This window comes from Dyadobacter ginsengisoli DSM 21015 (assembly GCF_059568735.1).
On record NZ_JCANTY010000001.1, the window covers coordinates 1,167,251 to 1,188,164 of the forward strand.

Below are 20,914 nucleotides of genomic sequence, written 5' to 3' on the forward strand. Positions count from 1 at the left end.
TTGATTTTTACTTTAAAAGCCCATCAGCATTTCGAGCACCGGAAGCACCTTTGCAGCTCTTTCGTGATCGATGTCGCGCTTAACGGCAACCGATGCTCCCGCTTTGCCTTGTTTTGCACGTCCCGCAATCTTGTTCTTTTCCACATGACTGAAATTCGCGAAAGTTCGTCGCAGCAATGGCACCACTTGCAGGAACATGTCATTGTCCAGGGATAGCAGCCATTCGTTTACAACATTCCAGATCACGTCGTCCAGGATCAGTACCGTGGCGGCATCTTTCAGGAAACCTTCCAGCCAGTTGGCGGAAGCGGAAGGCTCATTGTTGACGGACAATGCTTTGGAAAATGCGTTGAAAGTAGCATCCATATCTAATACTCGACTGTCATACAGCGCTTTACAACAATAGCCCTGTATGAGCGAGGCGCTGCGGTCGGATTTGAAAATCACATGCATTGTTTCGGTCCAGGTTTCCTTAAGGAGTACGTTTTCCAGCATCTGCACAGACCGGTTCACTTCTCGGATCTTATCGGTCATCACGGTGGCCTGCTCATCGTCGATACCGGTGCAGCCAGCCGGTAAGCCGGCAGTGATCCGATAGAAGACCGAAGTGAGGATCAGTTCGATGGTCTCCCGGTCGGTCTTCCTGACATTGCCATACCGGCTTACCTGTGCCAGCGGCGTGAAAGCGTCCATGAGCATGGAAATATCGGAGGTACTCGCGGCCAACTCGTCCATTTTTCGCATTGCGGTGGCCAGGGCCGCCTGTAAGTCTGCGGGAATCGCACTTTGTACCAGCGGCGTAATTTCGTCCAGCCGTGTGCATTGACGCGCTTTACTTTCCAGGTATTTCCTTGCTGCTTCTTCGATAGTGTTGCCCCAGGGTGCTTTTTCAAGCAGTTTGATCGTTAGTTCGGGATACCAGCGAAGTGTCCATTCTTCTTTGAATGTTCCTTTACCCGTGGTGACCTCCATGTTGCCCCAGTCGATGTCCAGCAGCTGTAACCGGTGCAGGAGGATGCTTTTTTGAAGATCATTCTCCTCCCTCAGATCCAACTTCAGCGACTTCTCCTCCGGTAATATCTTTATCCTGAATTTCTTTGCCAACTGATCCAGGTTCCGTTGCAGCGGCACCTGGGGCGTGCCCTCGGGAATCTGGCCAAAGGCTTTCCCAACAATCAGCTCACGGTAGATGAGCTTCATGAATGCGGCGTCGCCCATGCACATGACGGCGATGGTCGCTTCATTGAATTCTTTCAGGCCCGGCCGGGGAAGCTGCCGTAGCCCTGCCAGTGCGCCAGCTAATCGTACGGCCTCAATAATATGTGCCGAAGAGATGTCCACGCGGTTTTCCCGGAACACGCGGGCGGTGTAGGAAAGCCAAAGCGTGCCCTGATCATCGGGATGAAGCCAGTGGTGGCGGTACCACCCGGGTGATTCCACGCCGGCACCGTAACCACTTTCAAAAGACATCCGGTCATTGGTCCAGGGGATCCAGGTCGTTTCGACTTTGCTTTTCGGGAGATTTTTTAGGAGCGCGTCGTCTTCCTTTTGTTTGGGGAGCGTGGTCAATGCAGGTACATGCCACGCACCGCATACGACCACGATGCGCTCGAAGCGCTCCTTTTGCGCCAAACGGATAGCCTTCCGCATGAATGCTTCCCGGAGCTCTTCGCGATGGTCGGCCCGGGATGGAATGGCCTGCCGGAGTGCGATCATGCTTTCGGTAATTGCTTCAAACACCTCGCCCGGTTGTTGCGCTATTTCAAACCGGTGTTCCCACCACTCCTCGGGATCTTCAAAACCCGCGATTTCTGCGAGATAGGAGATCGGATTCTTGCGGATCTTTTCAATATTATGGGCGTCAGGCGCTTCCCGTCGCGACGCTTCCTGCGCTTCGATCGCAAAACTGTGGGTAAGCGGCATATCGATAAAACGGACGGGGACCCGGTTGTTCAGGCCATAGCGGATTGCGTTCCATTCGGGACTGTGAATGGTAAACGGATAGAATACAGCTTGTTGCGGATTGTCCGGGACGTAGGCCAGCAATGCCACGGGAGGGTGCATGTCGGCATGGGTTGTCCATGACAACATGGCTTCACCTTCCGGCGGGCCTTCTATCAGTACAATGTCGGGCCGGATCGTTTCCAGTGCATTCGCGACGTGGCGGGACGAACCCGGACCATGGTGCCTGACCCCTAAAAGATGAACGGGCATGGGTTTATGGTAAGTAGTGGGTGTAGTTATGGGTCAGACGATCTCTCTGCATGCCCGGTAAATGTCCTTCCAGCCGTCACGCTGTTTCAAAACTGTTTCCATGTATTCCTGAAAAACAATCTTGTCCTGCACCGGATCCTTGATAACCGCCCCAATGAGGCCGCTCGCCAGGTCGTCTGCTTTCAGGCTCGCATCGCCGAAATGATAAGCCAGCGATAATCCGCTGTTCATCACGGAAATAGCCTCGGCGGTGCTCAAAGTCCCGGATGGGGATTTGAGTTTGGTTTTACCATCGGCGGATACGCCATTGCGCAATTCACGGAATATGGTTACAATCTGGTTAATCTCTTCGAGAATAGGTTTTTCAATGGGCAGGTCAATGGCCTGGCTGAAACTGGCGACCCGTTGCTGCACGATTTCCACTTCTTCTTCCATCGTCTCCGGTACGGGCAGGATCACGGTGTTGAAACGGCGTTTCAATGCACTCGAAAGGTCGTTGACCCCTTTGTCCCGATTATTTGCGGTAGCGATGATGTTGAACCCGCGCACTGCCATGACTTTGGTGTTCAGCTCGGGTATCGGCAACATTTTTTCGGAGAGAACGGTGATCAGGCTGTCCTGGACGTCGGAACCAATGCGTGTGAGTTCTTCTACCCGCACGATTTTTCCTTCTTTCATCCCTCTCATCACCGGTGTTTCCACGATCGCCTCGGGAACAGGTCCTGCGGACAGTAATTGTGCGTAGTTCCATCCATAGCGCACCGAATCTTCGCCGGTACCTGCCGTGCCCTGGATCACCAGGCCGGAGTCGCCCGAAACAGCAGCGCTGATATGCTCCGAAACCCATGATTTGGCGGTTCCCGGCAGACCGTAAAGCAGCAATGCACGGTCCGTGGTAAGCGTGGCGACCGCGATTTCCATCAGACGACGGTTACCGATGTATTTTGGCATGACCATGAACCCGTTATCGAGTGTTCCTCCCATCAGGTAAGTAACCACTGCGTGAGGAGACAGGAGCCAGTTTTCGGGCCGGGTGTGCTTGTCCTGCTTCCTGATTTCTTCAATTTCTTGGGCAAACTCCGTCTCGGCGGCTTGCCTCAGTATACTTTGCGACATATTAGGCGATGTTTTTTCTTAGTTCCAGTAATCGCATCATTTCGGATGCCTGATTTTTGAAGTATCTCAATTGGTAATCCTGCCGGGGATCTTCGGCATATTTTTTCAAAACGGGCGTAATGGATGCCGGTAGATGTAATGCAAGTCGTTGATAAACAGTTTGGTTGATATGATATGGGAATTTAGAAAGGTGATCGAGCAGCTGTTCAGCTAATCGGGCCGGTAACACGGAGTAGGTATCGTCGAGCAGGTAAGCGAACAGGTTCTGTGCATTACCGTTGAGAAACTGCAGATAGAAAGGTAGCCGTTCGTTGGCTTCCAGAGCATCGAGCAACCGCATATCTCGTGAATCGCCACGGTGGAGCAGCGCCAGCGCCCAGGCCTTATTGCGGAATTCGGCGGCGGACGAGGTCAGGAAAGGCAATAGGGCTGTTGCGGCGGGGTGTTGGAGCAATAACGAGATCAGTTCCTGCTCATTTACACCGAGCCGCTTTGCCAGTATCGCAGGGTCCAGGAAAGCAAGCAACTGGCCCGCCACAAAAATATGATCTTGTACCCCTTTTTCTTTACTTACCCTTTCAATACCCGTCTTGAAAACAAGATCATCCGGAACGATATTGTCCGCAATGGACAGCACCTTCTTCTTCGTGATTAGTAAATGCCGCTCCTCCCGCACCTCCACCATGCGCAGCAGCCAGTCGAGGTAAAGCTGGTTGAGGGCCGAGCCCTGTATTTTTCGAAGCATATCGGTGGCCGTTTCTTTTACCTTTTGGCTTTTGTCAGTGCGTAGTTTTTGTAAAAACGGCTCGTCGGTAATGGAAAGGTTATTTTGTAGTAACTGTAAGAATACGAGCCGGTTACCGGCATTTTCTTCGTTCCATGTGCTTTCCAGCAGCATAATGGCACCCATGGGATCGTTGCTGCGCAGGTTTGTGAGGAATGACTTACGGCTTTCGACATCGCCTGTTTCCCAGATATTCTCCTGACTATCGCCATCGGTCGATAGCGCCTTCCATTTCGGGTTCAGATTACACAGCCACCGGCCAGTTTCTCCGCAGATCGCGAGCATTTTTTGCTTATCTTTCTTGGTTTCCAAAGCTTTGCCAAGGACTGTCGGAACGAGTTGTGGCGGTATTACTTCGTTTTTTTGGATTATTTTAAATGCCAGAAACCCAAACAATACGTCATTCTGATCTGCCAATGCGGTTTGCGTAAGGGAGGCGAGCGGACCTGTGCTAACCGGCCGAGTCTCCGGTGGGCATTCCGGTGAACTTGCGTCAAGAATAAGCGGTTTGACCCCTGCTTCTTCGTACAACATCGAGGTAAAAGCCATTTTCAAAAAACGGTCCTCCTTACTCGTCGGCAACGCATTGATTTTTGCGTAGATCGCCTGGGCATCTGGCGGAATTTCTGGTACATATCTGTCGGTGCCCAGCAGGGCTGCTTTCAATATTTCTGCATTCATGGCTTGATAAAAATGGCTTGTTGGGAAGTCCATACATAGTGTAGCTCAAACCGGCCCTGCTCGTAAACGCCAAAAGCGGAGAACAGGCGCCCGCCCGAGAATGCGAGCACGTTCCAGCATTCTTCCTCCGGATTGGCCAGGGGCGCGCTCTGTCCGTTTCGGTCGGTTATATGCCATTGTTCGCTGAATACTACAATCCGGATTTCTTCGATCATGAATGGGATTTGCTCGATGAAGGTATTCTGCGCCAGGCTTGCGGTGATATGAACATAAATGTCTGACAGCGAGTCGGGTATTTGTATTTTTGCCAGCGGGGCAGCGGGTGCCTGCTGGGAGCGGATTAGTGCCCGCATTGGCACCGAGGCCGGGTAGTAAACCATGTCGGCCTCTATCTGCATTCCCGGAAAAAGGAGCGTTTGGTATGGCTGATTTCCGGCGTAGAAGTTCAGGAGCAATGCATACCGGCCGTTTTTAGATCCATACAACCATATTCTCTCGGTAGTAATATTGCTTTCTTCCGAGGTGGTGACCGATAAGACGATCCAGTGGTCGGTAACCGGCTCGCTCTGCAGTACTTCTTCCTTTGGGATGGTCCAGCCGATCAGTGTAGCAAGGTCGCGGACGATGGCAGCGGGTAACATCTCCCGGTTGAGATAGCCCTCTGTAATCATGTACAAGCCTGACAGGCGTTTGAGCAGGGGCTGCTGCCAGCCATCCCGGAAGAAATTGAGCTGGTTGATCTGTCGCAGTTGGTTAGCCAGTCCGCCAGCCTGTGCATCGACCATTCTGGCCGTAATGTTGTGATGAAACTGATAGGCTTGCTGGGGTACATGCATGATGCCCGTGCGGATAACGTCATTGAGCCAGACCCGCAATTCCTCAATGCCGCCATTGACCTTTTTTTCGCGGGACTCGGCGCGTTTGGCACGTGCAACGTCGTCGACCTGCTTTTCTTCTTTTGACTCACGTACTACCTCGCGGACCTGCCGTTTGTCCAGCCATTCAGAAACATGTGCTGGCGATTCCGTTTGGATTGCAAATGCACCCGGATCTTCGGCATAGAGCAGAAATAGGCCCAAGCCGTGCTTGCAAGGGAATTTGCGGCTGGGACAACTGCATTTAAATGCAATGTTGGTCAGGTCGATGATCGTCTGATAAGGCACTTTGCCACTACCCTGGCAATTGCCCCACAAGGCCTTGGTACTAGCACCGGTAGTAATCCATTTGGAGCGGCTTGCCAGCTGCCGGCCTGCTTTCGCCGAGGCATCGTCGGGCGCGAGTTGAAGAATCTGTTCCCGGTTGTACTGCATTCAAGGGTATTGGTCTGGTCGGAAACGCCAAAAATAGGGATTAAGGTTTACAAATCTGAGGTAAATGTTTAACTGACGCGGCGGAGACGAAATGAGGCTAATACAAACCAGCAATAGGTTGGTAGCGCATCAATGCGAGCCGGTAATTTTCACGGTAACGTCTTTCGAGTTCCACCCAGCACAGCGAATCCATGACCAGTTTAGGCAGGCTCGCCCTGGGAATATAATGCTCTTCCGAAAATGTTCGGACAAATGAGCTGAGTATCCGGGTGAGATCGGTAATGGTCTCTTCGTCAGTTTGTTCGCTGCGGGAAAGTAATCTGAATTCACGTGGTTCGCTACCTGGTGTAACGTCCTGCATATAGCGTCCGAAACCTGCCAGATCACTCGTGACCACGGGCGTGCCGTGCATTACAGTTTCCATCGGCGCGTAACCCCACGGTTCATAGAGGGACGGAAAAATACCCAGATGGCAACCTCTTACAAATTCAAGGTAGTCCAAAGAAAAAAGGGAAGTGGCGCGCTCGATAAAATCGGGATGATAGATGATTTTTACCCGGTCCTCTTCGCTGTTGTTCAATCCGGCTTCCCTGCAAAATTCTGTAATGGCATCTGCTTCCTGCAAATGGTGCGTGGTTACAGGCGGCAGCCCTTCCCGCTTGAATTGCGCCATTGCCTGGCGCCATGTGATTTGCAAGTCGTCGTCGATCAGCCCGTTCAGGTCCGGTATCTGGGGTGCGCCCGAGCCCGTTACGTGCGAGTACATGCGCGGCCCGAGTCTGGAGCCGATCATTTTACAAATCTGGTGAAGGTTTTGAAAACGTTGACGTGCTTCCAGTACATCAGGTTTGATATGATGGAAAGGTTGTTTGGAAATAATGAAGAACACGATGGTAATATCCGAGTGGAGGCGGACCAGCTCCCTGTTCAGGCGTGCCATCGCTTCCAGCGTAATATCGAAGCCTTTGTTACGGTACTCATGCCGCCCGGATGTGAAGAAGTACAGTGTCTTGTCGGATCTCAAATGATAACTCGGTGAAAACAATGCCCTTACAAACGCATCGATCTTGGATCGGTTCTGTAAATGCTGCTCAAAGACCTCATGGCCGACGCCGGGTTTCTGGTGGATGCCATTTCGTATAATGCTATCCGGTGAGCGGTTGAAATAGGTCTCGCACTCGCGTGCAATCCCGTCGCTGCACGTAACGAGCACATGTGCGTGCCGGGCGGCTGCGCGTTCGATCGAAACCCGGCTTTCGATTCCGTATTGGATTGCTTTCTCCTGCCATCGATAGCTGGTGAATCGCTGATGGTATTGAGGCTCATTGGGAGCCAGATACCGGCCTAGCAAGGTTCCATGGCAGGTGTATAGGGTCGCAAGCCTGGTTTTCTCAAACGCAAGATCCGGCAGGCTGGCGGCCGACATCCAATCGTGGTAATGGGCGATCACGTCGCGCTGGACAGGGATCGATTCGATAAAGCGGGTGAGGAAAAGCCTGGTGACTTCCCCGAATGCAATCACCTCGTCGGTCAGGGCATCGGGAGCGATCGTTGAAATACCGTGCCTTTGCCATGCTCTTTCCTTGATGGCATTCAGTACTTCCGGCGCAAATGCAGGTTTGATGAGCAATACTTTCGGACGGGCGTCTTCCAGCAACCAGAATCCGTAATGGATTTCATGGCCCAGGCTCCGTATGTAGTCGATCGTTCTTGAAAAAGGACATTCAGGCAGGTCGCGGATTGGTTTGAAATCCAACTTTGCCTGGTCTGCATTGTATGGACCTATGAGGATGTAGTTGTCTTCATAGTTGTCCACCATCGTCGGAACTTTGGATTTGATATACGTAAAGATCCCGCCGATCTGATTACAGACCTCCCAGGCAATTTCAAACAAAAAAGTATCCGGTTTCAAGACGAAGGTTTGGAAAGAAAAGGTTTTATAACGTCGATCGTGCGGGTGTGCTCCTGTGATGCAGGATATTTCAATTAAAAATAAGCACGAAAACAAGCCAGGGGCGGATAGATTGGATTAGGCGGAAAAAACGGGAAGTGAAACCGACAAAAGCGGCTGTGAGCTCTTTGTAACCGGGAAAAAGAAAAACCGCTATATTAGGTCTTCCTAAATCTACTCTTACTGATGAATCAAGTTAAGTTCCCCTCATTGCGCCTGGACTCGATCGATGTTTTCAGGGCCATTACCATGTTTCTCATGATCTTCGTCAATGACCTCTGGTCACTCGAAGACGTTCCGGACTGGCTGAAACACAGTAAGGCGGCCGAGGATGCCATGGGACTATCGGATGTCGTTTTTCCGGCTTTTCTGTTTATCGTAGGACTTTCCATTCCTTTTGCGATCGCCAGCCGGAGGCAGAAAGGGGATTCCGATACGACCATTCTCCGGCACATCGCCGAGCGTACATTTGCATTGCTACTGATGGGTATTTTCATTGTAAACCTTGAAAACGCGGCTGGTTCAGCCATGGTGATCAGTAAATATGTGTGGGAGATCGGGATGGTGATTGCATTTTTCCTGATATGGAATGTATATCCGCCGAATCCCGAAAAAAGCGGTTTGTTCACTGCGCTGAAAGTGGTGGGCTACCTGTTGCTGATCTTGCTGGCCTGGGTGTACAAGGGTGGCGATCCGGAGAATCCTTCCTGGATGGAAACGCATTGGTACGGCATCCTGGGGCTGATAGGCTGGTCTTACCTGCTGGGCGCTGTTACATTCCTGCTTACCCGGGAACGTCTGATCTGGGTGATCGCAGGCTGGTTGTTTTTTGTGCTGTTCAATCTCGCCGACTTTGCAGACATGCTGACGTTCCTGGAACCCGTGAAAAAATATGTCTGGATCGTAGGAAGCGGTTCGATGCCTGCATTTGTGATGGCGGGTGTGACAGGTACAGTGATTTATAGACGTTATGCACGGGAAAATGCCGCGGGAACCCTGTTCCTTTTGGTGTTACTGGCGCTTGGTGTAGTGAGTTTGCTTTATGGTTTTGGTACAAGGCCGTTCTGGGGGATTTCCAAAATCCGCGCCACACCGGCATGGGTCGGCATTTGCTCGGGCATCAGCTTTATCGCATTCGCATTCTTTTTCTGGCTGGTTGATCTAAAAAAACAGAAGGACTGGGCCAATGTGTTGAAGCCTGCCGGTACCGCAACATTGACCTGCTATCTCATTCCTTATATATGGTACGCGGTGATTACATTGCTCGGAATCAGCCTTCCCCTGTTTCTGAGGACGGGTGTGGTAGGTCTGATCAAGTCGGTGTGCTTCTCATTGCTCGTTATCCTGGTGACGGGGTTGATCAACCGGATCGGCATAAAACTTAAGATTTAGAGATAGGTGGTAAATTCACGTGTCCTCGTCTTTTATAAAGTAACGAATCAATATTAAATGTAAAGGAATGAACTCAAGAAGAACATTTGTCAAAAAGGGCATCGCCGGTTTGATGGCTGGAAGTATGATATCCTTGCCGGACGATAGCGTCGCCGGAAAACCGGAGGCCAAAAAAGAAGACACTTTCAAACTCGGAATGGCGGGTTACAGCTTTGTTCATTTCAAACTGGACGAAGCCCTTGAAATGATGAAGAAAACAGATGTTCATTATTTATGCATCAAGGATTTCCATTTACCTTATAAGAGTACCGCCGAGGAGATCACGGCATTTCACCAGAAGCTGAAAGAGGCCGGGGTCACAGGTTATGCAGTAGGGCCCATTTACACCAAGACCCACCAGGAAATCGACAATGCATTCGACTATGCCAAACGGGTAGGTGTGGACCTGATCGTCGGAATACCCAACCACGAGGATCTGAAATATGTGGAGCAAAAGGTGAAAGAGTACAACATCCGCTACGCGATCCATAATCACGGGCCGGAAGACAAACTTTATCCGAATGCGACTTCGGTATACAATCTGGTGAAGGATCTCGATCCACGCGTAGGGCTGTGCTTCGACATGGGGCACAATCGCCGCGATAATCAGGACTCAGTGGCCGATCTTGGCAAATATGCAAAGCGGATTTTCGATATCCACCTTAAAAACGTGACAGCAGCGACCAAAGAGGGTAAAACCTGTGAACTGGGAAGAGGAATTATTGATATTCCTGCATTTGTAAAGATGCTCCGGAAAATCAAATATCCCGGTTCATGCAGCCTTGAATATGAGAAAGATATGAAAGAGCCATTGGCTGGCATAGCCGAGTCGGTAGGTTATTTCCGAGGGGTTTGCCAGGCGAGTTAATAAGGAAAAAACGTATAAAATGCCGTAAAATCATATTTTTGCAGGATCAAGGTTGATTTTTTTTACCATAACGCTCAAAGAAATGCTCTCGAACGTCCCCTTTGATAAGTTGGCAGCGTATAAAAAGCTGAAAACGCATCACAAAACCATTTCACAAAAGCACTTAAAGACCCTTTTCGAAGAAGATACTGACCGTCATAAAAAATTCTCTATCCGCTTCGGGGACATATTGTTGGATTACTCCAAAAACCGCATCACTTCACGCACGCGCTCGTACCTGGTGCAGCTCGCAGAAGAAGCCGGGCTGGCGGAGGCGATCGAGCAGATGTTTACAGGAGGGAAGATCAACGTGACCGAAGGTCGTGCCGTTTTGCACACCGCCCTACGCAATCGTTCCAACGAACCTGTGCTTGTAGATGGCAAGGATGTAATGCCTGACGTAAACGAAGTTCTCGCCAAAATGAAGGACTTTTCGACCCGCGTGCGGTCCGGCGCCTGGAAGGGTTACACCGGAAAAGAAATTACCGACCTCGTGAACATCGGTATTGGTGGGAGTGACCTGGGCCCGGTAATGGTGACCGAGGCATTGAAAGCTTACGGCAAAGCCGGGTTGAATGTACATTTCGTGTCTAATGTGGACGGAACCCACATTGCCGAAACCGTGAAGTCGCTGAATCCGGAGACGACATTGTTCATGATCGCGTCCAAGACTTTCACAACGCAGGAGACCATGGCCAATGCCCACAGTGCAAGAAGCTGGTTCCTGGAAAAAGCTTTGGACGAAGAGTTTGTGAAAAAGCACTTCGTTGCGATTTCAACCAACCAGAAAGAAGTTGAAAAATTCGGTATCGATCCTGAAAACATGTTTGGTTTCTGGGATTGGGTTGGAGGCCGCTACTCGCTCTGGTCAGCGATCGGGTTGTCGATTGCCTGTTTTATCGGGTTCCAGAATTTCGAGCAGCTGCTTGCCGGTGCCCACGAAATGGACAAGCATTTCCGGACAACCAAACTGGAGCGCAATATCCCGGTCATTCTGGCACTGATAGGAATCTGGTACAATGATTTCTTCGATGCGCAAACGCAGGCTATTCTGCCATACGATCAATATATGCACCGTTTCGCGGCATACTTCCAGCAGGGAGATATGGAAAGTAACGGAAAGAGCACGGGGCGCGACGGGCAGCCGGTAGGTTATCAGACGGGGCCGGTGATCTGGGGAGAGCCGGGTACCAACGGACAGCACGCCTTTTACCAGCTGATCCACCAGGGCACGAAGCTGATTCCTTGCGATTTCATTGCACCGGCGGTGAGCCACAACCCGCTGGGTGATCATCATAAAATGCTGCTTTCGAATTTCTTCGCGCAGACCGAGGCATTGATGAACGGTAAGACTGACGAAGAAGTAAGAGCTGAGTTGAAAGCCGCGGGTAAGAGCGATGCCGAGATTAATCAGATCGCTCCGTTCAAAGTTTTCTCCGGAAACCGTCCTACCAACTCAATCCTCGTGAAAAAGATCACCCCGAAGGTTTTGGGTAGCCTGATCGCCATGTACGAGCATAAGATTTTTGTACAGGGTATCATCTGGAATATTTACAGCTTCGACCAATGGGGCGTTGAACTTGGCAAGCAGCTTGCCAACAAGATTTACCCTGAGTTACAGAACGACTGGCCGGTGACGAACCACGACAGTTCAACCAATGGATTGATCAATCAGTACAAGCGCTGGAGATAATTTTTGAGCGCAAGTTTTGTGAAAATATATCCGATTCCTACACCAACAGCGTCTGCCACGGCATCCCACCAGTCAAAAGTGCGGTCGAATGGCAGAAGCTGTTGGTAAAATTCCAATCCCAGCCCGTAAGCCATTCCCAATCCTACTACTAACCGGCTTTTTTGAGGGTAAATAATCAGCGCGAGAATTGCCCATACCGTAAAGAGGCCCGAATGGACAATTTTATCAAAACCTAAGACGGGTGCAGCGGGTAGATCTTTACCCGGCCAAGTGCACGCAACCAAGATCAGGAAACTCCATAGCCAGATAACCCATTGACGTTGAGTAATAAATCGAATGGTGGATTGTAACAAATCTGAGATCATCGTTTGGAAATTGTATTCCGAAAGTTACGGTTCATTTTTTGAATTTTGGTCGTATTTCCCTTAAAAGTGCCATTTTAGCTCCCAAGTGCGTTTTTCCGGGAATTTAATTTTTATTTTATTAAATATTGGTCGACTATTTAGTAGTATTTTTTTAGGTTTAATTTTTGTCTGACTGCTAAACCGCCATCGATGAAAAGGATTTCGCGACACTCTCATGACTATTTGTTATTTCTCAAAGAGACGACCAGTCAGTGCACCATTTTGAAGATGGGCTTGCGGTGGGATCCTGTCATAAATGTATGGAAGGGAAGCTTGTATACCGATCAGCTTACTTACGAGCTTTACAAGAGCACGCTAAAACCGCAGGAGAGTAACGTTTTGTTCATTCGGAGCGAACAATGAAAGATTTGTTGGCTGGGCAGATTGGGAGGTCGTCCAAAAACACTTGTGCGGATAAACAAAAACTGGCTGTTCAGCTTTATGAAGCTAAAAAGAACAACGGTCGAAAAAATACGTGAGCTGTTCGAAATTAGTAAACGGACCCTTTACGCGTATAAAAACAAGTACAAAAAGGTAGATTCGGTCAAATTAAAGTTGGAACGGCCGTCGCCGCCGCAAAAAGCACCGGGGGTTTTGCGTAGCAAAGCGTTCATCACTATACATTATTGTTCGAAAATGGACAAAGATGTATCATGTCAATATACAAAATAGCCCTTTCAATGTAAATAGGAGGGTTTAAGGTTTTGGTCCAGTATTTATATGAGAAGCCTTTATACTTATTTTCATAAGCAAAACTAATAGTTATAGCCAGATGAACCCGGCTGTTAATCATCAAATATAGTCCAGTATGGTGCTTAAAATCAGACACAAAAAGATTGACCCGATTATATTGCTACTCAAAATCTATGATAGTTCTTGCGAGGGACGGCCATCCTGCAATGCTGCCGACGAAGACGCTACCTTACGTTATTTTACGTTAAGCGCAAAAATTACGCAGGCCATAAAATTTGGTTTGTTGATACTACTGCTTGTTGCTATTTCCTTCAATAGTTTTAGCCAGAAGATACCTGTGTTGAAATCGAATACTTATAACATTTCGATACGGGATGGGGATGATTTCAGGAAAGGCCGGTGGAATATAGACTCGAAAGTAAATCCTGATATTTATGAGGCGCCAATTACAATAAATGAGAAATATAAGATGGTCACATTTATTACAGATGTTGATTCTCTTCGATTTAGGGTTGAGAAGGGTAAAACATATCCTTTCATTATTGTTGTGAATGAAAAAGATAGCGCGTTTACTCAGGTAAGAACTGTGAAATCAGCCGTTAACTTTACCAGAGACTATATAAAATCCCACGAAGGAAAGACTTTTGTTGAAGTACCAGCTGTATATGAATTGGTTAACATCGTTATTACTTTAACTAATACAGGCAAAAATAAAGAAGGGTTAGTTGTTAAAAACACGGCCTACTACCAAGAAGTAATAAATTGGTTTAGCAAATATGACAAAGAACCCATTATTAGAAAGATAGATTCGGTTTTATCAAGTAGTTATGTCGAGTATTTTTCCATTAAGATGAATGCCTACTCTTTTAAGTTTAGTCCCAAAGGGAAAATCGTACCAGATGAGGTTTACGACAGGCTCACCAGCGTTAATACCCTCAGGCCATATCTTAAAGAATTACAGAGCTTTTCTGACAAATCTAAGTTTGAGATTTTTTTTAAGCAAAATCACTCTCTTTATAACCAACTAATTAGTTCATACAGAGATTCGATAGGTATAATGGAAATGCAAAAATGGCTGGGGAAGAACTTTCCGAAAACGAAATACAATTCCTATAAAATTGTTTTCTCTCCCTTAGTCGGTAACAATCAGTCTGCCAATTGGTTTGAATACAATGGATTTAAAGAAGTTCAGGCACATGTAAACTTCCCATATAGGAATGAGGAAGAAAAAAAGGAATTTTCCAGTGACGCACTTCATGTTAAAGATGGAAATATTGTGTTTACAGAATTGAACCACAACTTCATTGGTCCAGAAATACAAAAACCGGAATATCAGAAGAACATCAAAGAAGCTTTTGTGAATCTAAATACCTGGATAAAAGAAGGCTCCCCAGCTGAACGCGCGTATAATAATGCCCGTGCTTGTTTTGATGAATATATGAATTGGGCACTAGTAAGTTTAAGATATATAGACTATGCCCCAACTATTGAGCATGATAGGCTTATATCAAAAATGGAAAAGTACCAAGTAGAGGTCAGAGGTTTTAAAAGATTTGCTGAGTTTGACCAATTTCTTATTCAATTGTATAAAAATCGGAGAGAGGGCCAAGTAATAGCTGATTTGTACCCTCAAATCGTTGAGTGGTTTGTTAAAAACAAGTGAATAGGATCCTATTAAACCCATTTAGGGGACTAACACTCGTATAAGGTGCTCGGTTTTAGTAAACCGACGTTTTACGCATACATCAGAGCCGAGCGTAAAACAATTGATTTTGAGGCTATAAGCTATAAGCTGTATGCCATAAGCGTAGGGACGCTTGGTCCCATCGCTTATGGCATACAGCTTACAGTATCTTCTAACCATTATCCGCAAATTCCGGATACAGTGTCATCCCGCCATCAATGTACAGCGTTTCGCCATTGACATAATCTGAATCGTCGGATGCGAGCCAGGCAACTGCTTTTGCAACGTCTTGAGCGGTGCCGATCCGTTTGTAGGGGATCAGGTGGAGCAGGTCCTTGTATTTATCCGGGTCTGACCAGACATCCTGATTAATAGGTGTCTTGATTGCGCCAGGGCTCACGGAGTTTACACGGATTTTGTGCGGTGCAAGCTCCTGCGATATGGATTTCATGAACATCATGATCCCGCCCTTCGATGCTGCATAATTCACATGTCCCGCCCAGGGGATCACATCGTGCACGGAGCTCATCAATACAATCTTCCCGATGGCCAATTCGCTGTGATTCACCTCCTTAGTTGCTTCTTTCTGAGCGATGAACTGTCGTGCAGCCTCCCGGCAGGCCAAAAATTGACCGGTTAGATTAACGTCAATGACCTTCTGCCATTGTGCCAAGGTCATTTCCAGGAAAGGCGCGTCTTTTTGTAAGCCTGCATTGCTTACCAGCACATCCAGCCGTCCAAATTGATTGACGGTTTCGCTGAATAGCGCCTTTACTTCTGCTTCCTGGCTTACGTCGGCTTTAACAAGAATTGCGCTCCCGCCATTGGACTTGATTTCATCGACCACTTTTTGGCCTTCCGCCGCATTGGAGCTGTAATTTACAACTACATGTGCACCGTTGTTGCCAAAATGCAATGCACAGGCCTTACCGATGCCGGAACTGGAACCGGTGACGATCACGACCTGATCTTTGAATTTCAGATCAATCATATCATCTCTTTTTCGAGGGCTTTCAGTTTTTTCCAAACGCCGCGATTGACGTTTTTCACCGCCCAGTTTTTCGCAATCAGAATTGCCTTTGAAACAGCTTCACGGGGTGAGATGTTGGTAGACCTCAACAACTCTTGGGCAATAGATACCGCCTTTTCGCGGGTAGTGGGAGATAAGTACATTAATTCTGGCAATGCGATTCTTGCGTCCATAGAGTCAGAAGTTTGATAAGTGGTTTTGATTTGATTGATGATGATTGTTTGGTTAAAAATTAATGCCAGTTATACAACGGTAGCTTTTTCAATAATATATACGCGCAAGCTCCCCAAATTGTAACACTGCGGGAAAAAAAAATCCCCATCTGTTTAAGGACGGGGATTTTTATGATTTCAGTCCTATTTGACTTCTTCAAAGTTGACGTCCGTCACATCGTCGGTGGCTCCGTTGTTACCGGCTCCTGCACCGGGGTTACCGGTTGGGCCGCCAGCACCTGGTTGAGCGCCCCCGGACTGACCTTCACCGCCTTGCGCATACATTTCCTGGGCGGAAGCCTGCCATGCGGCATTCAGTTTCTCCATCGCGGAATCGATTCCCGCGAGATCCTGAGATTGGTGAGCTGTTTTCAACTCGGCCAAAGCTCCTTCGATATTAGACTTGTTGCCTTCTGAAAGTTTATCGCCATATTCTTTCAACTGTTTTTCAGTTGAGAAGATCAGGCTGTCGGCACCGTTGATTTTCTCGATTTTTTCACGTTCTGCTTTGTCAGCAGCTTCGTTGGCCTTCGCTTCTTCACGCATTTTGTTGATTTCTGCGTCGGTCAGACCGCTGGAAGCTTCGATCCTGATTTTTTGTTCTTTGCCAGTTCCCTTGTCTTTCGCGGATACGTGCAGAATACCGTTTGCATCCACGTCGAACGTTACTTCGATTTGAGGTACGCCACGTTGTGCAGGTGGGATATCAGCCAGGTGGAAACGTCCCAGTGTACGGTTCTGGTTGGCCATCGGGCGTTCACCTTGCAGGACATGGATCTCCACAGAAGGCTGGTTATCAGCAGCAGTTGAGAATGTCTCTGTTTTCTTCGAAGGAATAGTGGTGTTTGCGTCGATTAGTTTGGTGAAAACACCGCCCAATGTTTCGATACCCAATGACAGTGGGATAACGTCCAAAAGGAGCACGTCTTTTACCTCACCGGTCAATACACCACCCTGGATTGCTGCGCCAACTGCAACAGCTTCGTCAGGGTTTACGTTTTTCGAAGGTTTTTTGCCAAAAAACTTTTCAACCTCTTCCTGTACACGCGGGATACGGGTAGACCCGCCTACGAGGATTACTTCATTTATATCGCTGTTGGAATACCCCGCATTTTTCATGGCTCTCTTGCATGGTTCCATCATTCTCTGGAACAATGTGTCAGCCAGTTGCTCGAATTTGGCACGTGTCAAAGTACGAACAAGGTGTTTAGGGATACCGTCCACCGGGAAAATATAAGGCAGGTTGATTTCAGTCTGCGTTGAGCTCGACAATTCAACCTTGGCTTTCTCAGCAGCTTCTTTCAGACGCTGCAATGCCATCGGGTCTTTTTTCAGATCTACGCCTTCGTCTTTCTGGAATTCGTCTGCGAGCCAGTTGATAATCACCTGGTCGAAGTCATCACCACCCAAGTGCGTATCACCGTCGGTTGATTTCACTTCGAAAACGCCATCGCCCAGTTCTAGGATAGATACATCGAATGTACCACCACCCAAGTCGAACACAGCGATTTTCATGTCCATGTGCTGTTTGTCCAGACCATAGGCCAGCGCAGCAGCAGTAGGTTCGTTGATAATACGCTTTACATCCAGACCGGCAATCTGACCAGCTTCTTTGGTAGCCTGACGTTCTGCATCATTAAAATATGCAGGAACGGTGATAACTGCCTCGGTAACTTCCTGACCCAGATAATCTTCCGCAGTTTGTCTCATTTTTTGAAGAATGAAAGCGGATACTTCCTGCGGTGTATAAAGCCTGTCGCCGATAGGAATGCGCGGCGTGTTGTTTGGGCCTTTTTCTACGCTGTACGCAACCGTCTTCATTTCAGAGGTTGTGTCATCGTATTTTTTACCCATAAATCTTTTGATGGAGCTAATAGTATGCTTGGGATTGGTAATCGCCTGACGTTTGGCCGGTGCTCCGATTTTGCGTTCACCATTATCCATGAATGCAACCACAGAAGGAGTTGTGCGGGCACCTTCGCTGTTGGCTATTACAACCGGCTCGTTACCCTCCATGACAGCCACGCAGGAGTTCGTTGTTCCTAAGTCTATGCCAATAATTTTTCCCATTGTTCTATTTTATAAGTTAAGTATAATTTGATTCTGGAACCCGGACCGTCCATTTTAACGGTCACTGGGAATCTTTACTAAAAACCCCGTACCAGAAACTTCGATAAAAAATGGGAGTGACAAAGTGTCAGGCCGAGAATTCGGCCTGACGGAGAGTTTTTGAACTTAGCCGATCATCTGACCCATGTAAGGATCACTTTCGCTGACGGCGCCGGTTTCGACATGGCCTGCACATCGTATAATCAGATCGGGTTCGCCGTCGACAACGACAGAGAAATCATACCAGTTCGCGTTTTTGGAAGCATTCACAGTGACGACTCTTCCTTTTGTAACTTCCTTGTCTTTTTTGGAAATAGTCACCGTCTGATTTTCAGCTCCGTATGCATTATCCTGCACCGTAACCCGGTATTCTTTGGTGGGACTGGTGTTGTCGATATCCAGGTGGATATTACCGGTTGGCTTCTTGTTCTTGTCAAGTTCCAGCCGGGTTCTGAGATGGATATGCTGCTGTTCTTTTTTTCCGGCATATTCCCGGAAAAATCCATTAGGCCCATAAACCCGCAGATGGTATTTGCCATCCTCAAAATCCGCCGGATTCCATGCACATGGAATGGAATCGCCTGCCTTCACAGCATAATTCCAGACCTTCACCTGCTCATTTTTATATTTCCCGGGCGCATAAATCATAAAAGGTGCCCCGGCTGATTTGTCGCTAAATATGTCATTTCTGGCTTCAAGCTTAATTTGAAATGCATTTTTGGCAGGATTATACGCGCCGTCGGCATAGAGTTCATAAGGGATCGGACATGCCGGGCGCGTTCCTTTTTCCTGATTAGGCAGAACAGGCGATGTCAGCGGGTTCTTATTGACCTCGTCAATTTCGGCTTTGGACAATGCCTTGTAGCCATTGGGAAGCTTTTTGAACTTCGCGTTGTGAATGCCTTCCATGAATTCATCCCTTTCCAGGAATGTGGGTAGGGGAAGCTGCTCGCCGTCGTAGGGGGCGAATGTGGATGTAAGATCACCGCAGATCGTCCGCCGCCATTCACTGATATTGGTTTCCTTAATGGGCTTGCCGCTTTTTCGACCAACGAACGCTTCCAGGAATTGCAGAATAGACGTGTGGTCAAAAACCTCGGAGCAAACCTTGCCGCCACGGTTCCACGGTGAAGCGATCACCAGCGGAACCCGGTAGCCGAGACCGATCGGACTTTCCCGGGAATCCTTTTTATCCTTCTTAGTCATGTCTTGCTCCAGAGTCACATACTCCGTTTTGCAATCAATTCCCGCCGAGACTGCACCGGTGTCCTCTTTGTAGGGATTGGGAACGGCGAAAGGCGGCACGTGGTCGAAATATCCGTCATTCTCATCGTAGCAAAGTATGAATATGGTCTTTTTCCAGACTTCCGGATCGGCGGTCAGGATATCGAGTACCTCCGAAACGTACCAGGCTCCGTACCAGGGGGAGGTAGGGTGGTCAGAGAAGTTTTCGGGAGCAACCAGCCAGGATACCGTTGGTAGCTTACCGCCTTTGACATCTGCTCTGAACTGGTGCAGTATATCACCGAGCGGGGCCTTGGCTTCGTGCTCAATATCGCCGTCCTGGTATTTGACAGTCGTAATATTCCGGTAGTCCGGGTTGTTTTTATTAGTTGTAAATGCCTTATTATGAATATTTTTGCTGCGCTGGGAGAGCTTTTCATAGTTTTCAGGACTCCATCTGACCAACTCTTCAGCAGCCAGTTTGAGAAGCGCCTTCTTTTCCCTGATGATTTTTTCAAGGTCGGCCGCTTCTTTGCCTGTCAGCGTTTTTATCTTAGCCTCGGCGGTGTCGATCTCACCCGGCAACGCCTTTTGCCTTTCTTGCAGATAGTTCTGGTAGCCGGTGTGGAACCTGATGTTGTATTGAGAGAACCATTCGATTGGGTTGTCCGTAAAGTTGGCCAGCCATGAATCTTCCTCACCCGTAAAGCCGGTCGAAATACTCAATTCATTCTGATAGATCCTCCACGAAACGCCATGATCTTCGAGCCGCTCCGGGAAAGTGGTCCAGGAGGCTTCGCGGTCATCGGTCACGTTCTCGTTACGCACGTTGGCATAGTGCTTCGGATCCGGGTTCTCTCGGACCGTTCCGGTCCAGAGGTAAAGCCTGTTGGGCGTGGTACCAGTGAGCGAAGAGCAGAAATTCTGGTCACATACCGTGAATGCATCCGCCATGGCATAGTAAAAGGGAATGTCTTCCCGGTTGTAGAAACCCTGCGTGAGGGGCATACGGGCGTAATCCTTATGTCCGGGTTGCTTTGCAATCAGCCACTGATCGTACTTGCCTTCATTGCGCGCATCTACCTGGTTCGTCCAGGAATGCGGCAGTGACCCCATCCAGGTTGCTTTTGATTCCCTCATATTGAGCCGGAATGGCACATACGTTTCACCAAATGCATTGGTTTGCAGCCACACCAGGTTTTTATTGGGCAGGGTAATGGCCCTGGGGTCGTTGAACCCCCGGACTCCACGCAGTGATCCGTAAGAGTGGTCGAATGAGCGGTTTTCCTGCATCAGGATCACTACATGTTCGGCATCCTGCCAGGTACTTCCTTTCGGCGGGTTAATGGCGAGTGCTTTTTGAATAGAAGCGGGTAGGGTGCTGAACAATCCGGCCGCTCCTGTGAGCATGGTGGCTTTCCGGATAAATTCTCTTCTCGAGTCCATGGTAAGGTGAGTTAAAAAAGAAAAA

The 20,914-nt window shown here is 48.5% G+C and carries 14 protein-coding genes; 4 read left to right on the forward strand and 10 right to left on the reverse strand.

Features of this window, described 5'->3' with window-relative positions:
• Positions 1-12 precede the first annotated feature (12 nt).
• The 5 genes from BP71_RS04210 to BP71_RS04230 all read right to left on the reverse strand — a co-directional run bounded on the left by BP71_RS04210 (position 13) and on the right by BP71_RS04230 (position 8,017).
• Positions 13-2,214, reverse strand: a complete 2,202-nt coding sequence (locus BP71_RS04210; protein WP_496376930.1) for a DUF5682 family protein — start codon at positions 2,212-2,214, stop codon at positions 13-15.
• A gap of 33 nt (positions 2,215-2,247) precedes the next feature.
• Positions 2,248-3,330 carry an ATP-binding protein gene (locus tag BP71_RS04215; protein ID WP_496376932.1) on the reverse strand — a complete coding sequence of 361 codons (1,083 nt, stop codon included), beginning with the start codon at positions 3,328-3,330 and terminating at the stop codon, positions 2,248-2,250.
• A 1-nt stretch (position 3,331) separates the two neighbouring features.
• Positions 3,332-4,795 (reverse strand): DUF5691 domain-containing protein, encoded by a 1,464-nt coding sequence (locus BP71_RS04220; protein ID WP_496376934.1) that lies wholly within the window; start codon positions 4,793-4,795, stop codon positions 3,332-3,334.
• A complete protein-coding gene (locus tag BP71_RS04225) occupies positions 4,792-6,105 on the reverse strand; it encodes an SWIM zinc finger family protein (protein WP_496376936.1) in 1,314 nt (437 codons plus the stop codon). Before BP71_RS04225 ends, BP71_RS04220 begins: the two co-directional genes overlap by 4 nt.
• A gap of 97 nt (positions 6,106-6,202) precedes the next feature.
• The gene (locus tag BP71_RS04230; protein WP_496376938.1) at positions 6,203-8,017 is read right to left on the reverse strand and encodes a glycogen/starch synthase; all 1,815 of its coding nucleotides are present in this window, start codon (positions 8,015-8,017) and stop codon (positions 6,203-6,205) included.
• 225 nt (positions 8,018-8,242) lie between these two features.
• Here BP71_RS04230 and BP71_RS04235 point away from each other — a divergent pair, with 225 nt between their 5' ends.
• From BP71_RS04235 to pgi, 3 genes are all read left to right on the forward strand, one after another.
• A complete protein-coding gene (locus tag BP71_RS04235) occupies positions 8,243-9,448 on the forward strand; it encodes a heparan-alpha-glucosaminide N-acetyltransferase domain-containing protein (protein ID WP_496376940.1) in 1,206 nt (401 codons plus the stop codon).
• A gap of 67 nt (positions 9,449-9,515) precedes the next feature.
• Positions 9,516-10,355 (forward strand): sugar phosphate isomerase/epimerase family protein, encoded by an 840-nt coding sequence (locus BP71_RS04240; protein ID WP_496376942.1) that lies wholly within the window; start codon positions 9,516-9,518, stop codon positions 10,353-10,355.
• 82 nt (positions 10,356-10,437) lie between these two features.
• On the forward strand, positions 10,438-12,087 hold the full coding sequence (gene pgi, locus BP71_RS04245) for a glucose-6-phosphate isomerase (protein ID WP_496376944.1): 1,650 nt from the start codon (positions 10,438-10,440) through the stop codon (positions 12,085-12,087).
• On the opposite strand, the gene BP71_RS04250 is transcribed toward pgi, so the two are convergent.
• Positions 12,066-12,452: a VanZ family protein gene (locus BP71_RS04250; RefSeq protein ID WP_496376946.1), complete on the reverse strand. Its 387-nt coding sequence runs from the start codon at positions 12,450-12,452 to the stop codon at positions 12,066-12,068. The genes pgi and BP71_RS04250 overlap by 22 nt on opposite strands.
• An 847-nt stretch (positions 12,453-13,299) precedes the next feature.
• On the opposite strand from BP71_RS04250, the gene BP71_RS04255 reads away from it, so the two are divergent.
• Positions 13,300-14,847, forward strand: coding sequence for a DUF4932 domain-containing protein (locus tag BP71_RS04255; RefSeq protein WP_496376948.1), 1,548 nt, complete (start codon positions 13,300-13,302; stop codon positions 14,845-14,847).
• A gap of 193 nt (positions 14,848-15,040) precedes the next feature.
• On the opposite strand, the gene BP71_RS04260 is transcribed toward BP71_RS04255, so the two are convergent.
• The 4 genes from BP71_RS04260 to BP71_RS04275 form a co-directional block, all read right to left on the reverse strand.
• A complete protein-coding gene (locus BP71_RS04260; protein WP_496376950.1) occupies positions 15,041-15,859 on the reverse strand; it encodes a glucose 1-dehydrogenase in 819 nt (272 codons plus the stop codon).
• Positions 15,856-16,071 carry a hypothetical protein gene (locus BP71_RS04265; RefSeq protein ID WP_496376952.1) on the reverse strand — a complete coding sequence of 72 codons (216 nt, stop codon included), beginning with the start codon at positions 16,069-16,071 and terminating at the stop codon, positions 15,856-15,858. Before BP71_RS04265 ends, BP71_RS04260 begins: the two co-directional genes overlap by 4 nt.
• Before the next feature lie 183 nt (positions 16,072-16,254).
• Positions 16,255-18,180: a molecular chaperone DnaK gene (gene dnaK / locus BP71_RS04270; protein ID WP_496376954.1), complete on the reverse strand. Its 1,926-nt coding sequence runs from the start codon at positions 18,178-18,180 to the stop codon at positions 16,255-16,257.
• A gap of 165 nt (positions 18,181-18,345) precedes the next feature.
• Entirely contained in the window at positions 18,346-20,889 is a 2,544-nt protein-coding gene (locus BP71_RS04275; RefSeq protein WP_496376956.1) for a phosphocholine-specific phospholipase C, read from the reverse strand.
• Positions 20,890-20,914 lie beyond the last annotated feature (25 nt).